Origin of the sequence: Psychrobacter sp. YGAH215 (genome assembly GCF_007280595.1) — a bacterium.
In the GTDB taxonomy this organism is placed as follows: Bacteria; Pseudomonadota; Gammaproteobacteria; order Pseudomonadales; family Moraxellaceae; genus Psychrobacter; species Psychrobacter faecalis.
The window spans coordinates 33239-48373 of record NZ_VKLR01000010.1; the positions used below are offsets into that span (position 1 = coordinate 33239).

Genomic DNA, 15135 nt, shown 5'->3' on the forward strand with positions numbered 1-15135 from the left:
AGTCGCTGACGATAGACGATATCAGCACTTTATTAGAAGTCAAACAGTCCTATCCTAGTCACTATTTGCTCTTATGTTTTGCGCATATAAAAATACGTATACTCTATTAGTAACGCATTTTAATATTTATATCAATACATAACGTATCATTTTCAGAAATCAATAGGAGTTTTGCTAAAAATAGATTTATTGGATAGCATTTAAAAAGCCTAGCAGCGCTTTCTCTTCGCAGCTTTGATATTGTTTGGTACGGCCACGGCGTGCTTGTTTATAACACTCAAAAAACTGCCCTGCTAAAAAGCGCTCGATAATAATAGGATTGATATAAGACGCTCGGCAAACAGCAGGCGTATTGCCAAGCTCTTCTGCGACTTCTTTGACCATATCAACGACCAGCTGCTGGCGCTCATTGCTATTAGGCTCACTGGCTAATATTTCTCTGCCATTCGAGCTCTGCAGCTCATCGTACAAATTGTGGCAAAATTATTTAACCTTTTATGAAACTCGTCTGCCGCCAAGTACCACAGAAAAGACATGGCACAACCTACTTGAAAGCGATGTGCCGATTTATGGTTTTGGCGCTTGGCAGGATGAAATGCTAGTCGGTATCACGCATGTGGTACTACATCCCAATACTTGGAATACGACAGAATGTTGTTACTTAGAAGATTTATACGTTAGTGATGCGGTTCGCGGGCAAGGCGTTGGACGCGCACTGATTGAACAGGTGTATGAATTTGCCAATAACAAAAACTGCAACCGTGTTTATTGGACGACGCAAGAAGACAATGCGACGGCACGCAATCTCTATGATGTAATCGCTACTCAAACTGACATGGTGCAATATCGCAAAGACTTATAACTTTGATTGGCTCTATGTTGTCAGTCTACTATCTTTAAATTTATTCAGAATAATACGCACAAAAAAACGCCAAGCGTTAAGCACTTGGCGTTTTTTTACGACACAAATCTAAACTAAAAATGATTATTTACCATAAGTACATAAATAAGCACTTTCAACGTCTACTTTTACTTGAAACTTCTGGTTGGCTTCAACGGTAAATTGCTCGCCTGCATTAAAGGTTTGCCACTCATTACTTTCTGGCAACTTCACCGTCAATGCACCACTCACCACACTCATGGTTTCAAATTCGCTGGTGCCAAATTCATACTCGCCAATTTCCATCACGCCAACAGTAGCTGGCAGAGTTGCCGTTTGAAAGGCGATAGAAGTCACTTTATTATCAAAATAGTTATTAACGCTTGGCATAATTTTCCTTAAGTCGTTTCGTTTAAAGTCTGATTAGTGATTAAATAGCAGTAATAGGCTATCTATAACAGCATAGCAATTTAATAAAGAACACTCGGCTCTGTTGTTCGTAAACTCTCAAAGTCGCTCGTTTATCTTTATTAAATCGCCTTTATAATAGGCTATTGCTGTTCCTTTTATGTATAGCAGTCGATAGTATTTATGGACTAAATTTACAGCCCAGCTTTTAAGCTTGCTACAATAAATTGATCGAGGTCACCATCGAGTACCGCGCCAGTATTAAAGGTTTCAACACCAGTACGCAAGTCTTTGATACGCGAGTCATCGAGTACATAAGAGCGGATTTGACTGCCCCAACCGACATCAGATTTATTATCCTCGACCGCTTGCTGGCTCTCCATACGTTTTTGCATCTCAAGCTCATACAACTTGGCGCGGAGCATTTTCATCGCCGTCGCTCTGTTTCCATGTTGGCTACGCTCGTTCTGACACGTGACCACCACGCCACTTGGCTCGTGAGTAATACGCACCGCAGAATCGGTGGTGTTCACGTGCTGACCACCCGCGCCTGATGAGCGGTAAGTATCGATACGCAAATCGGCTGGATTGATATCAATTTCAACGTTGTCATCGATTTCAGGCGATACAAAAACGGCGGCAAAGGAAGTATGACGACCATTATTACTATCAAATGGTGACTTACGCACTAAGCGATGCACGCCAATTTCGGTACGTAACCAACCAAAGGCATAATCGCCTTTAATCTCAATCGTCGCTGACTTAATGCCAGCGACACTACCTGACGATACTTCGATAACTTCGACTTTAAAGCCATGAGATTCGGCCCAGCGCGTGTACATCCGCAGCAGCATTTCTGCCCAATCTTGCGCTTCGGTGCCACCACTACCCGACTGGATATCCAAGTAGCAATTGTTCGGATCCATCTCACCGCTAAACATCCGGCGGAACTCTAAATCCGCAACGCGTTTCTCCGCATTGTCGAGCTCTGCTTGCACATCAGCAAGCAAGGATTCGTCTTCTGCTTCTACTGCTAAATCAAGCATGGCAGCGGCATCTGCTAAAGTCGTTTCAAGCGAAACCACCACGTCGATGACGCCATCAAGCTGGCTTTTTTCTTTATTAATCTTGGTCGCGCGCTCTGGGTCGTTCCACAGCTCAGGGTTTTCCAACTCTAAATTGACTTCCTCTAAGCGTTCTTGCTTACCGTCGAAGTCAAAGATACCTCCGAAGGTCCTGTCCACGCTCAGATAAATCTTTGATACGTTCTTGATACGGATTGATTTCCATAAAGTTTCCTGTCTTTTTAAATAAATATTTTACTGATATGGCGCTATTTTAAATGAGATTGATGCTAAATAGTTGGCTAATTAATACTGCCTTTATATTAAATAGCTATAGACCAGCTAAATCGTCCAATCTTCTACTGCCCAGCGATGGGCAAGCGCGTGCGCATGTAGCGCATCATCGGGTGACACGCAGATAGCCACATCCGCCCATTCGAGTAATGGGATGTCATTTTTGGAATCTGAATAGGCATAAGTTTTATCAAAAGTGATACCCGCTAATTGCTTTTTATTAAGCCACTTGTCTAGATGGTAGATTTTACCTTCTTTAAAATTGGGCTTATCGGTTAATTTACCGGTATAACGCTCGTTTTGTATCTCAAGTGGCGTCGAAAGCACATTGGCGTCTTCAATACCGAAACGCTTAGCAATCGCCGACACTACAAAATCATTGGTGGCAGAAATAATCACCACGTCGTGACCCTGCTCAACGTGATGACAGAGCGCCTCCATGGCTTTTGGGCGAATATGCGGCTCGATTTCCGTTTTAATATAGTCTTCGCGTAGCTCATGTAATCTGTCCATCGGTAAGCTACTCAAAAATTGCGCGACAAATTCATTGTATTCGGTCGCATCGAGCGTACCTTCGATATAATCTTGATAAAACTTTTGATTGGCGGTGCGATATTCAGCTTCGTCAACCAGATTATGCTTGACGATATACTCGCCCCATAGGTAATCGCTATCGACATCGAGTAACGTATGGTCTAAATCAAAAAGTGCCAACTCTTTTGGAGCTTGTCCCGCTTGTGTTGCCTGCATAATGGAGCCTTGTTTTTATTAATTAAAGGAATGATTTTTTGACTATAAAATATGTTAGAAAATTATTGGATATAAAACGTGTTGCATCATGCGCTATAAGTCTACTGTTTACTAAACATAATTATGCTAACTTATTTACTTTAATATCTCATTACCTTATCTTTAATCTGCTTGATAATAACAATAGAGAACTGTATGAAAGCGCCTGATGATAAAACTGCTTTGTCCAACCGACCGCGACGTCCTGCCCGCTCCATCAGAGAAATCAGGCGACGGCAGTTAGGCAAAAGCTATCAATCGCCTTTAGAGCGTCTACTTTATGCGCTGTTAAACGCTCTGTTATATGGTTTTGGCGGCTTACTTATCGACCTTGCCATCGTTGTTATTCGCTCCATCGTCGGTATGGGCAATGGCGAGATATTCTGGCTATTCACGCCGTTTATGCTAGTTTTGGGGGCGTTAACGGGTTTTATTGTCGGTAAAAGCGCCGGCGCTGAAAGCGTCAATGCTTTAAATATCGATGATACGAGTAATAATCATTACCTTAATGACCACTCTATACGCCATGATATCTTCCGCGGACTGATTATCGGTATTATCATTTTTGCCGTTATTTGGCTTATCATGATGCTAATGGCATAAAATTCCGCTTTCTGATGCCTCAATCAGGCATCGCTATTTCTGTTAGGCCGGTTTTAAATTTCTGACAGCGCTCCGCATAATGCATAGCTGATAGCTTTAACATTGCCGCTTGCTCATCGCTTAAGGTTTTGACCACTTTTGCCGGCGCGCCCATCACCAGCGAATTATCCGGTATCTCTTTACCTTCGGTGACCAAGGCTTTGGCACCAATGATACAGTTTTTACCGATTTTGGCATTATTCAATACCACTGCGCCAATACCAATCAAGCTATTATCACCAACTTCGCAGCCATGCAGCATCGCTAAATGGCCAATGGTGACGTAATCGCCGATTTTAACTTCAATCCCTGCATCGGTATGAATGACGCTGTTTTCTTGCACATTACTATAATCACCGATATGAATGCGCTCGTTGTCACCGCGGATCACCGCGCCAAACCAGACGTTGGCCTTATGACCCAAATACACATCGCCTATCACCTGTGCGGTATCAGCAACCCAACCATTAAATGGTACGGCAAACTCTGGCGTTTTGTCTAAATATTGATAAATCATCATCCATCCTTAGTGGTTATTTTTATACAAGTTTATATATGGTAAAAAGCGTGCCACAAATAAATGTGACTTAAAGCATGATAGTTGTAAAGAAAGATAAAAACTTTATAGTATAATGCTACCGCCAATCAATAGAGCAATTAGAATTTAGAATAAAGCCGTATGCCATTTATCCCTATAAAATAACTATAGAATTTTATAGAGACAATCAACGCTCACCAACCTTTTTTAGGATCGCAGTGATGATCAGCAAAAAATACGCCCCTATCGTTTTATTATCGACCAGCTTGATGGCTGCCATCCCTGCCCACGCTGACAGTAGCACTACTAGTAAGGTAGGCGATGTACTGGCCTTTGCCATTCCAGCTGCTGCTTACGGTAGCACTTATTATATGGATGATAAAGAGGGTCGTCAGCAATTTTACTATTCATTTGCGACCAACGTTGCTACGACGCAAGTCCTAAAGTCGATGATAGACAAAGAGCGACCCAATGGCCGTGATGAGGATTCCTTCCCTTCTGGCCATACCTCGATGGCGTTTCAGGGTGCCAGCTTTATCCATAAACGCTATGGCTTAGAATATAGCATTCCTGCGTATATTGGCGCAGGTTTCGTGGCTTATAGTCGTGTTGAAGCCGATGAGCATGATGTGGCCGACGTGGTGGCAGGGGCAGCATTAGGAATTGCCAGTAGTATGTATTTAACCAAAAGCTATTATGACGACCAAGTGCACATCGCCACCAATTTAGCACCCGACTATTATGGGGTATCGGTGCATTATAATTTTTAATAGCACTTATTTATCCCATTTGAAAGCACTAAATACAGACATTAGAAATAACAGAAGAGATAAGATGCTAGCCCTTAACGCAAAACTCTAGTATAATGCGCAAAATCTGTGCCAAAGCGAGCGGACATGATGCAAGTTACTCATTCACCCTTAGTGAATCCTGTACCTTTTCATCTATGATGTCTTCTCGCTTTTTTGTGGAAAAAATTTGGCTTCAGCCCTTTTTTATGTGTATTTAGCAGTATTTAAATACCTCTAAAAAGCCATTTTAGAACAAAATTTTTATCATAAAACATCACGGCACTCACCCATAACAGCGGAGGCAACCCTTGAATTCATCGGCAGAAATACAAGCAATTTTGGCACTAGCAGACGGTACTATTTTTCGCGGTTTGAGTATCGGTAGTCTTGGTCATCGTGTCGGTGAGGTGGTATTTAATACAGCCATGACAGGGTACCAAGAAATTCTAACTGACCCAAGTTACGCGCGCCAGCTGGTCACGCTTACCTATCCGCACATCGGCAATACTGGCACCAACGCTGAAGATGTCGAATCTGGTAATGGCCATCAAGTATGGGCTGAAGGGCTTATCATTCGTGACGCGACGATGGTCACTTCAAACTTCCGTAACTCAGAGTCATTGACGGATTATTTACAGAACCATGATACGGTCGCCATTGCTGATATCGATACCCGCCAGTTGACGCGCTTATTACGTGATAAAGGTGCACAAAACGGTTGTATCATGACCGCTTCTAACGGCGCAACGATTAGCAGCGAAGATGAGCAGCAAGCGATTAAATTGGCGCAAGAATTCGCTGGTATCGAAGGCATGGACTTGGCAAGAGAATGCTGTACGCCGAAGACGTTTGAATGGACAGCAGGCAGCTGGGATTTGTCAGACACCCTACTCAACCGCGATATACCGGGCAGCCATGATAGCGGTACGGGCGGCTTTTTTAAACAGCTTGGCACCCATATTGACTCAAAATACAACGTTGTCGCCTACGATTTTGGTAGCAAAACCAATATCCTACGTATGCTCGTAGACCGCGGTTGTCATGTGACCGTTGTCCCCGCACAAACGCCTATTGCAGATGTGTTAGCAATGAATCCTGACGGTATCTTCTTATCAAATGGCCCTGGCGACCCAGCGGCTTGTGATTACGCTATCGATGCGGTCCGTCATATCATTGAAGAAACCGACATTCCAACCTTTGGTATCTGCTTAGGTCATCAGCTCATTGGTCTTGCCAGCGGTGCCAACACTATCAAAATGAAAACCGGTCATCACGGTGCCAACCATCCAGTACAAGACTTGGCCACTGGTACGGTGATGATTACCAGTCAAAACCATGGTTTTGCCGTTGATGAAGACACCTTGCCTGATAACGTTAAATCTACCCATCGCTCATTATTTGATGGTACCAACCAAGGGATTGAGCTGACCAATAAGCCGGTCTTTAGTTTTCAAGGTCACCCAGAAGCCAGCCCTGGTCCACATGATGCTGCGCCACTGTTTGATAGGTTTGCGGATATGATGGCAGCGGCAAAAGCGTAACTTATCAATAGTTAACCGCAAACAGAGAATAAATATAAGTATAAAGCTTGAAGCACAGATGGTGGTTCAAGCTGCACCCTAGCAGACACGATAAGTATTATCGAATATACCGTTAAAATACAGATTACTCAAAATATCACCCAAACGAAGGTAGCCCTAACTATGCCAAAACGTACCGACATAAAAAGCATTCTTATCATTGGCGCAGGCCCTATCGTCATCGGCCAAGCGTGTGAGTTCGACTACTCAGGCGCGCAGGCGTGTAAAGCGCTAAAAGAAGAAGGCTACCGCGTCATCTTGGTCAATTCAAACCCTGCAACCATCATGACTGACCCTGTCATGGCTGATGCGACGTACATCGAGCCGATCACGTGGCAGACGGTTGAGCAAATCATTGCTAAAGAGCGTCCGGATGCTATTTTACCAACGATGGGCGGACAGACAGCGCTAAACTGTGCTTTAGACCTAGACAAACATGGCGTCTTGACCAAATACAACTGTGAATTGATTGGCGCGACCAAAGACTCAATCGAAATGGCAGAAGACCGCAACTTATTTGATAAAGCCATGAAGCGTATCGGCCTTGAGTGCCCGCGCGCTGAAACCGCTGAAACCATGGAAGAAGCCTTTGCAACCCAAGAAAAAATGGGCTATCCGTGCATCATTCGTCCGTCATTCACCATGGGCGGTTCAGGCGGCGGTATTGCGTACAATCGCGACGAATTTATCGAGATTTGTGAGCGCGGTTTTGACTTATCACCAAACCATCAACTACTTATCGATGAGTCTCTCATCGGTTGGAAAGAATATGAGATGGAAGTGGTTCGTGATAAAAACGACAACTGCATCATCATTTGTGCGATTGAGAACTTTGACCCAATGGGCGTTCATACCGGCGACTCAATCACAGTCGCCCCAGCACAAACTTTAACCGACAAAGAATACCAAATCATGCGTAATGCTTCATTAGCCGTACTGCGTGAAATCGGTGTGGAAACAGGCGGCTCAAACGTCCAGTTCGGTATCAACCCTGACACGGGTCGTATGGTCGTCATCGAGATGAACCCGCGTGTCTCACGCTCATCGGCATTGGCATCAAAAGCAACCGGCTTCCCGATTGCTAAAATCGCTGCCAAATTGGCGATTGGTTATACCCTAGATGAATTGCAAAATGACATCACAGGCGGCAAAACGCCAGCGAGCTTTGAGCCGGCGCTCGATTATGTTGTGACCAAAATACCTCGCTTTAACTTTGAGAAATTCCCACAAGCCGACAGTGTGTTATCAACCCAGATGAAATCGGTTGGTGAAGTGATGGCAATCGGTCGCAACTTCCAAGAATCGATGCAAAAAGCCCTGCGCGGCATGGAAACCGGCAATGATGGTTTTGATGAGCAAATCGACTTAGCAAAAGTCAGTATTGAAAAAGCCCGTAGCGAGATTAACAATCGCTTAACCATTCCAACACCTGAGCGCATTTATTATCTTGCCGATGCTTTCCGTATCGGTATGAGCGTCGATGAAGTGTTTAATTTAACCAAAATCGATCCATGGTTTTTGGTACAAATTGAAGACATTGTTAAAACCGAAGCACAAGTTAAAGCCTTAGGCTTTGGCGGTTTAACTGAGCAAAACCTGCGTAGTTTTAAGCGTAAAGGCTTATCAGATTTGCGTTTGGCAAAATTGCTTGGCGTCTCACAAAAGCAGCTACGCAAAAAGCGTTGGGATTTAAACGTTTATCCAGTATATAAACGCGTCGATACCTGTGCAGCAGAATTTGCCACCAGCACCGCTTATATGTACTCAACGTACGACAGCGAATGTGAAGCCAATCCAACGGATAACAAGAAAATCATGGTTATCGGTGGCGGCCCAAACCGTATCGGTCAAGGTATCGAGTTTGACTATTGCTGCGTCCATGCGGCACTTGCGATGCGCGAAGACGGCTACGAGACCATCATGGTCAACTGTAACCCTGAAACCGTTTCGACCGATTATGACACCTCTGACCGTCTGTATTTTGAGCCAATCACGCTTGAAGATGTACTTGAAATCGTCCGTATCGAAAATCCAGACGGCGTGATTGTGCAATTTGGCGGTCAAACCCCATTAAAACTGGCGCGTGCGCTTGAAGCTGCTGGCGTCAAAATCATCGGTACCAGTCCTGATGCGATCGACCGCGCTGAAGACCGCGAACGCTTTCAGCATATGATTCAGCAATTGAACCTTGTGCAACCAACCAATGCGTTAGCGACAAGCTTAGAAGATGGTTTGGTCAAAGCCAAAGACGTTGGCTACCCACTAGTAGTCCGCCCATCTTATGTACTCGGTGGTCGCGCGATGGAAATCGTCTATAATGAAGATGAGCTCAAACATTACTTGCGTACGGCTGTTCAAGCGTCAAACGAAGCGCCTGTACTCCTTGACCGCTTCTTAGATGATGCCATCGAAGTCGATGTTGACTGTGTCTGCGACGGCACTGACGTGGTGATTGGCGGTATCATGCAGCATATCGAACAAGCTGGCGTGCACTCTGGTGACTCGGCTTGCTCATTGCCGCCTTACTCATTATCAGATGAGCTTTGCGATAAAATGCGCGCGCAAACGGTTGCGATGGCAAAAGAGCTTGGCGTCGTCGGTTTGATGAACGTTCAGTTCGCGGTAAAAGGCGAAACGGTTTACATTCTAGAGGTGAACCCACGTGCAGCCCGTACCGTACCTTTCGTATCTAAATGTATCGGTACGTCATTAGCACAAGTCGCGGCGCGCTGTATGGCTGGTACGTCATTGAAAGATCAAGGTTTTACCACTGAAATCGTCCCAGCATTTTATGCGGTCAAAGAAGCGGTATTCCCATTTGCTAAATTCCCGGGTGTTGACCCAATCTTGAGCCCCGAGATGAAATCAACCGGTGAAGTGATGGGTGTGGGTAAAACCTTTGGCGAAGCATTCTACAAAGCGGTTATCGGTAGTAATGAGCGCCTGCCAGGTCTACCAACTGAGGGCGAAACCAAAACTGTCTTTATCTCGGTGCGTGATAGCGATAAAGAACAAGTCACTCCTATCGCTCGCCAGCTTCTAGATTTTGGCTTTAACATTGTTGCCACCACTGGTACGCAAAAAGTACTGGCGGAAAACGGTATTGAATGTAAGCAAATTAACAAAGTCACCGAAGGTCGCCCACATATCGTCGATGCCTTGAAAAATGGCAAAATTGACCTTATTATCAATACTACTGAAGGCAAACAGGCGCAAGAGGATTCATTCTCTATCCGCCGCAGTGCCCTACAAGGTAAAGTATTTTATGTCACGACATTAGGCGCGGCAGATGCAGTTTGTAAATCTTATGCGATTGACCTACCGTTTGATGTGTATAAGCTACAAGATTTGCATGAACAAGCAAAGACTATCGCTTAGCACTATTGACTTGGTAGTATAATTTCAGTAGATTAAGCATCATAGTGACGTTTATTTAAAAGCGTTGGCAAAAATTATGTCTGGTTTTTATACGACTATAGTACTTAAAAAAATTGTACTTTAGAAAAATAAATTTTTTAAAAGATAAACCTAAAAAGCATAGTGGCTGAACTGCGACTATGCTTTTTATTACGTCAGGTTAAGGCGTCTTTTCGGTAAGTGTATCCGTACTGATAGTTAATCGCTAAGTGTGCAGTTACTTACGACGCAGCCTCAACCTCATTCTTTTTATATTACATACTCATTGCAACAACACTGACACCATCTCACTATTCACTAGGAGATGGTGTGGTGTTATTGGTTTAAGGAAAAAACATGCAACGTTATCCCATGACTCCACAAGGACATGCGGCGCTAGAAGCCGAACTAAAACAGTTAAAAAGTGTCGACCGTCCACGTATTACAGCGGCCATCGCTGAGGCGCGCGAACACGGCGACTTAAAAGAAAACGCTGAATACCATGCCGCTCGCGAACAACAAGGTTTTTGCGAAGCGCGTATACGTGATATCGAAGCCAAGCTTGGCGCTGCACAGGTCATCGACCCTACTACGCTACCAAATGATGGCCGAGTGGTATTTGGCGTGAGTGTGGTCATTGAAAATATGGATACCGAAGAAGAAAAACAATACAAAATCGTTGGTGATGACGAAGCTGACTTTAAAGCTGGCAAAATCTCAGTCAACTCGCCGATTGCGCGTGGTTTGATTGGCAAGTCTGAAGGCGACGAAGTCCGTATCGAAACGCCCAAAGGCATAGTCGAGTATGAAATCATGAAAGTGATTTACGATTAATCTTGCTTATTTTGTAGATAAATAGATCACCTTAAAAAAGCTTTTGATAACAAAAGCTTTTTTTGTAGATAGGTATAGTTAATTAGATATAAAAACGATACAACTTTTCATTGAACGATTTGATAGCGACGTATCTAATTTATTTGTATTCAACTATATATTTTTAGTGCAACTTATAGATGCAAAAAATAGTACACAACGTCATTATTAATAAAATATTAGTTACACAATGCAGCTTTTTTACTCAATTCTTTTTAGCGCATAATTGTTCACACATTAAGTGCTAAGCATTTGACTAAAATAATGATGGAATGATAGCAAGTGTTGGCTATCATAAGTACCTTTGCCCTCGTTATTTGACATGGTTTACATGCTCATTTGACGAGGGTTTTTTCTTATATAAGCGTTGTTTTTCTCAACCTTGTTTTTTTAAATTTTATTTTTTTGCTACTTCATTAGCGGCTTTATTTACTGCTACTTTAAAGGAATCTATTATGACCACGCCAATCAATACGCCAGCATTTCAGGCTACGAATAAAAAAGCGCTTAAACATGCCTTCATTAAAAAAAACACTATTCCTACAGCCATATCAATGGTCTTAGCGGGTAGTTTTCTGACGCTAACTGCTGCCCAAGCTGCACCTGAAGTAACGGTCGTACCATCTGTGAGCAACAGCACCACAGTGGTCGAAAGTTACTCAGACGGCAAAACAGCGGTTATCACTGCGACGCCAAATGGCATTACCATGCAAGATGGTATGCCGTTTTACAGTACACAAGTGAGCAATGTGCCCCGTTATGTGGTTCGCTCAGGCGCTAATACTGTCGTTACTCAAGGCAATGCCACGGTCACGAGCGTACCTGTGACAAACCAAGTCACCAATCAAACCAGCAGAGTTGACGTCATAGCGGTTCCAACGACCAGCGTGACCGAAGTCTTGCCGGTGACGCCGGTGACCCAGTTGCCCGTCATCAATGCACCAACGACTACTATCGTCACTAACCAACCGGCAACGACGCAAATCGTTTCTACCTCTTTAGATACTTTGCAATTAACCCCAACTTTTAGCACGCCTGATGTGGTTAATGCTCAAACCAAAGTCATGAAAATATTAAAAAATAAAGATGGTCGTGAAGTGGCCGTACCCGCCAATCATATCGCGCCTGGTGACGTCATCGAATATCACACCACTTATACCAATACCACCGCGCAGCCTGTTACCGATATCAATGCCATGGTTTCTCTGCCAAATGGCGTGCAATTAGTGTCACTAAACAGTCCGTTACCAACGCTTGCCACCATGGGCGGCGATAGCTATCAAACTATTCAGCAAGTAGGCAATACTGTGGTTGTAAAAGAAAACTATTCTGGTCTTAAGTGGAACTTGGTTGACCTAAGTCCAAATGCTGCTCAGACCGTCGTTATACGAGCTAAAGTTCAGTAATGACTATCTCATAAAACATCATATTTTACTAAATAATTACTTTAAAGCCTTGCAAACGCGGGGCTTTTGTCATCTTAAAGAAGTATGAATACCAACTATTCTTGTTAATATTTTTAGTGTTCTAGCGACACTAGTTGTCGTCTTGTTTATATAATTATCCTACCTTTACAATGACTTAAGCTTAATTTTGCTAAAATACATACCTATAAATGATTTGGTAAATAGCGCTTATGGCAACCATCAATTATGAACGCCTGCAAGGCAAGCTCAATATCTTAGCAGACGCTGCTAAGTATGATGTCTCTTGCTCATCCTCCGCTGGTACGCGCAAAAACCAAGGCGGTGGTCTTGGTGATGCCTCCGCAACGGGTATTTGCCACAGCTATACCGAAGATGGTCGCTGCGTCAGCCTCCTTAAAATCCTTTTGACTAATCACTGCATCTACGATTGCGCTTATTGTACCTCGCGTAAGAGCAATGACACGCCGCGCGCCGCTTTTAGTGTCGAGGAAGTTGTTGATTTGACCATGCAATTTTATCGTCGTAATTATATTGAAGGGCTTTTTCTCAGCTCAGGTATCTTTAAAAGCGGCGATTATACGATGGAGCGCTTGGTCGAGGTCGCCAAGATACTGCGGACACGTGAGCGCTTTAATGGCTATATTCACCTTAAGACTATTCCGGGCGCGTCAAAAGAATTGCTACTAGAAGCGGGATTGTATGCCGATCGCCTTAGCGTCAATATTGAGATTCCAACCAAATCAGGATTGGCTTTGCTCGCTCCAGAGAAGTCGCATGATGAATTAAAAGCGCCAATGGAAACGGTTAAAACTGAAATTATCACCATCAAAGAGAGCCGTAAAACCCATAAAAAAACGCCTAAATTTGTGCCAGCGGGTCAGACCAGTCAGATGATTGTTGGCGCCAGCAATGAGACCGATTTGCAAGTCATACAGCTATCGAGCCATTTTTATCAGCAATATGATTTAAAACGTGTTTATTACTCAGGTTACGTGCCGATGTTGTCCGATAGTCGTCTGCCAGCGATTGGGACGCCTGTACCGATGATACGTGAAAACCGTCTGTATCAAGCGGATTGGCTGATGCGTTTTTATGGTTTTGGTGCGCACGAAATCGTTGAGCCTGACTCGCCGTTCTTAGATTTGGACTGTGATCCAAAGCTGGCTTGGGCAATCCGCCATCGTGAGCACTTTCCCGTTAATATACAAACCGCCACTTACGAGATGATTGTGCGCATTCCCGGTATCGGTACTAAGACCGCTAAGAAGATAGTCAAAGCGCGTAAGTTTAATCAGTTGACGCTTTATCATTTAAAAAAAATGGGCGCGGCGGTCAATCGCGCTAAGTACTTTATCGCAACAACGGGTAAAAACGAGCATTTGGCGCATTTAACGCGTGATAATTTCCGTCAATATGTACTGGCGCAAACGCAAACCAAATATAAAGATCAGCGCAATGGTCAATTGGCGCTGTTTTAATCAACATGGTTTTAGTCGGCATAGTTTTAATTGTCACTATTTTAAATGGAAACATAAATGTCACAGCTGACGCAAAGTCAAGATTACATTGTCGGTCACTTAACACCCAGTATTGTGCTTTATGAGCCCAGTTTTGAAGGTTGGCTCAGTGCCGTCTTTTATGTCTATACCAATAAGTTACAGGACGATGAATCCCTACAACTAATTGCTCACGACTGCTATATACCATCGTTGATTGCACAGGCAACAAGCGTAGCAACGGATGCAGACAACGCCGAACGTGTACTAACCAAGCTGCATAAACTCTTAGGTCGCTCAGGTATGCGCAATATCCTCTGGGGATTTTTATCAGAAAAAGCTCATATCGGCACCACTTTATTTCAAGTAATCAAATACGCCATTGACTACCCTAGCCGCCATATTATGGAAGATTTGGGTAACCTAAATGTTTTAGAATTGGTACAAACCGTCAAATCGGTCGGCCGAGAAAAACACCGCATGGAAGCCTTTGTGCGCTTTGAGCATACCACTGACGATATCTACTTTGCCCGCGTTGAGCCTGATTTTAATGTACTGCCTTTGATTGGTGAGCATTTTCGTCAGCGCTACCAAGACCAGCATTGGGCGATTTATGATGTGGCGCGCGGCTATGGCATTTATTATGACAAAAGTAAAAGCACGCCGTCGCGCCCTGCTGCCCTGCAAACCATCACTAACCTAGATGATGCGGTACTGCGTAATCCTGCCAGCATTCATAGTAAGGACGAACAGCGTTATCAAAAGTTTTGGCAAGGCTACTTTACTAATGTCAATATCAAGGAGCGTAAAAACCCACGGCTACATAAGCAATATCTGCCGCAGCGCTATTGGAAATATCTTAGTGAAAAGCAAGTGCTACCAAATGCTGAGCATTTACAAAAACGTCGCTAGTTTAGTAACGTTACCTATTGCCAACTGCTTATTCTTAGCTAAAAA

At 43.8% G+C, this 15135-nt stretch carries 14 protein-coding genes; 9 read left to right on the forward strand and 5 right to left on the reverse strand.

What is annotated here, in order from left to right:
* Positions 1-186 precede the first annotated feature (186 nt).
* Positions 187-471, reverse strand: a complete 285-nt coding sequence (locus FOR85_RS05670) for a hypothetical protein (protein ID WP_223808531.1) — start codon at positions 469-471, stop codon at positions 187-189.
* 1 nt (position 472) lies between these two features.
* Between FOR85_RS05670 and FOR85_RS05675 the strand changes: the two genes are divergently transcribed.
* The gene (locus FOR85_RS05675; RefSeq protein WP_223808532.1) at positions 473-862 is read left to right on the forward strand and encodes a GNAT family N-acetyltransferase; all 390 of its coding nucleotides are present in this window, start codon (positions 473-475) and stop codon (positions 860-862) included.
* Between the two features lie 123 nt (positions 863-985).
* Here FOR85_RS05675 and FOR85_RS05680 read toward each other — a convergent pair whose 3' ends face one another.
* The 3 genes from FOR85_RS05680 to FOR85_RS05690 all read right to left on the reverse strand — a co-directional run bounded on the left by FOR85_RS05680 (position 986) and on the right by FOR85_RS05690 (position 3396).
* Positions 986-1270: a pyrimidine/purine nucleoside phosphorylase gene (locus FOR85_RS05680; protein WP_144297086.1), complete on the reverse strand. Its 285-nt coding sequence runs from the start codon at positions 1268-1270 to the stop codon at positions 986-988.
* 212 nt (positions 1271-1482) lie between these two features.
* A protein-coding gene (gene prfB, locus FOR85_RS05685) for a peptide chain release factor 2 (RefSeq protein ID WP_144297087.1) occupies positions 1483-2578 on the reverse strand; the annotation gives its coding sequence in 2 pieces (ribosomal slippage) (positions 1483-2505 and positions 2507-2578; 1095 coding nt in all).
* A 116-nt stretch (positions 2579-2694) separates the two neighbouring features.
* Positions 2695-3396 (reverse strand): HAD family phosphatase, encoded by a 702-nt coding sequence (locus FOR85_RS05690; RefSeq protein ID WP_144297088.1) that lies wholly within the window; start codon positions 3394-3396, stop codon positions 2695-2697.
* A 195-nt stretch (positions 3397-3591) separates the two neighbouring features.
* Between FOR85_RS05690 and FOR85_RS05695 the strand changes: the two genes are divergently transcribed.
* Entirely contained in the window at positions 3592-4038 is a 447-nt protein-coding gene (locus tag FOR85_RS05695) for a hypothetical protein (protein ID WP_144297089.1), read from the forward strand.
* A 19-nt stretch (positions 4039-4057) separates the two neighbouring features.
* On the opposite strand, the gene FOR85_RS05700 is transcribed toward FOR85_RS05695, so the two are convergent.
* Positions 4058-4594: a gamma carbonic anhydrase family protein gene (locus FOR85_RS05700; protein WP_144297203.1), complete on the reverse strand. Its 537-nt coding sequence runs from the start codon at positions 4592-4594 to the stop codon at positions 4058-4060.
* 242 nt (positions 4595-4836) lie between these two features.
* Between FOR85_RS05700 and FOR85_RS05705 the strand changes: the two genes are divergently transcribed.
* From FOR85_RS05705 to FOR85_RS05735, 7 genes are all read left to right on the forward strand, one after another.
* Positions 4837-5385 carry a phosphatase PAP2 family protein gene (locus tag FOR85_RS05705; protein ID WP_144297090.1) on the forward strand — a complete coding sequence of 183 codons (549 nt, stop codon included), beginning with the start codon at positions 4837-4839 and terminating at the stop codon, positions 5383-5385.
* 329 nt (positions 5386-5714) lie between these two features.
* A complete protein-coding gene (carA, locus tag FOR85_RS05710) occupies positions 5715-6947 on the forward strand; it encodes a glutamine-hydrolyzing carbamoyl-phosphate synthase small subunit (RefSeq protein ID WP_144297091.1) in 1233 nt (410 codons plus the stop codon).
* 162 nt (positions 6948-7109) lie between these two features.
* On the forward strand, positions 7110-10364 hold the full coding sequence (gene carB / locus FOR85_RS05715; protein WP_144297092.1) for a carbamoyl-phosphate synthase large subunit: 3255 nt from the start codon (positions 7110-7112) through the stop codon (positions 10362-10364).
* A 375-nt stretch (positions 10365-10739) separates the two neighbouring features.
* Positions 10740-11216, forward strand: coding sequence for a transcription elongation factor GreA (gene greA / locus FOR85_RS05720; protein ID WP_144297093.1), 477 nt, complete (start codon positions 10740-10742; stop codon positions 11214-11216).
* A gap of 494 nt (positions 11217-11710) precedes the next feature.
* Complete coding sequence (locus tag FOR85_RS05725) at positions 11711-12661, forward strand: hypothetical protein (RefSeq protein WP_223808533.1); 951 nt, start codon at positions 11711-11713, stop codon at positions 12659-12661.
* Positions 12662-12891: 230 nt separating this feature from the next.
* Positions 12892-14160 (forward strand): putative DNA modification/repair radical SAM protein, encoded by a 1269-nt coding sequence (locus FOR85_RS05730; RefSeq protein WP_144297094.1) that lies wholly within the window; start codon positions 12892-12894, stop codon positions 14158-14160.
* A 57-nt stretch (positions 14161-14217) separates the two neighbouring features.
* Positions 14218-15090, forward strand: coding sequence for a TIGR03915 family putative DNA repair protein (locus tag FOR85_RS05735; RefSeq protein ID WP_144297095.1), 873 nt, complete (start codon positions 14218-14220; stop codon positions 15088-15090).
* The last annotated feature ends 45 nt before the right edge of the window (positions 15091-15135 follow it).

Excerpts from the sequence above, each read along its gene's own strand:
- FOR85_RS05680 (WP_144297086.1), bottom strand. The coding sequence starts at position 1,270 with ATGCCAAGCGTTAATAACTATTTTGATAATAAAGTGACTTCTATCGCC.
- FOR85_RS05690 (WP_144297088.1), bottom strand. The coding sequence starts at position 3,396 with ATGCAGGCAACACAAGCGGGACAAGCTCCAAAAGAGTTGGCACTTTTT.
- FOR85_RS05695 (WP_144297089.1), top strand. The coding sequence starts at position 3,592 with ATGAAAGCGCCTGATGATAAAACTGCTTTGTCCAACCGACCGCGACGT.
- FOR85_RS05700 (WP_144297203.1), bottom strand. The coding sequence starts at position 4,594 with ATGATTTATCAATATTTAGACAAAACGCCAGAGTTTGCCGTACCATTT.
- FOR85_RS05705 (WP_144297090.1), top strand. The coding sequence starts at position 4,837 with ATGATCAGCAAAAAATACGCCCCTATCGTTTTATTATCGACCAGCTTG.
- carB (WP_144297092.1), top strand. The coding sequence starts at position 7,110 with ATGCCAAAACGTACCGACATAAAAAGCATTCTTATCATTGGCGCAGGC.
- greA (WP_144297093.1), top strand. The coding sequence starts at position 10,740 with ATGCAACGTTATCCCATGACTCCACAAGGACATGCGGCGCTAGAAGCC.
- FOR85_RS05725 (WP_223808533.1), top strand. The coding sequence starts at position 11,711 with ATGACCACGCCAATCAATACGCCAGCATTTCAGGCTACGAATAAAAAA.
- FOR85_RS05730 (WP_144297094.1), top strand. The coding sequence starts at position 12,892 with ATGGCAACCATCAATTATGAACGCCTGCAAGGCAAGCTCAATATCTTA.
- FOR85_RS05735 (WP_144297095.1), top strand. The coding sequence starts at position 14,218 with ATGTCACAGCTGACGCAAAGTCAAGATTACATTGTCGGTCACTTAACA.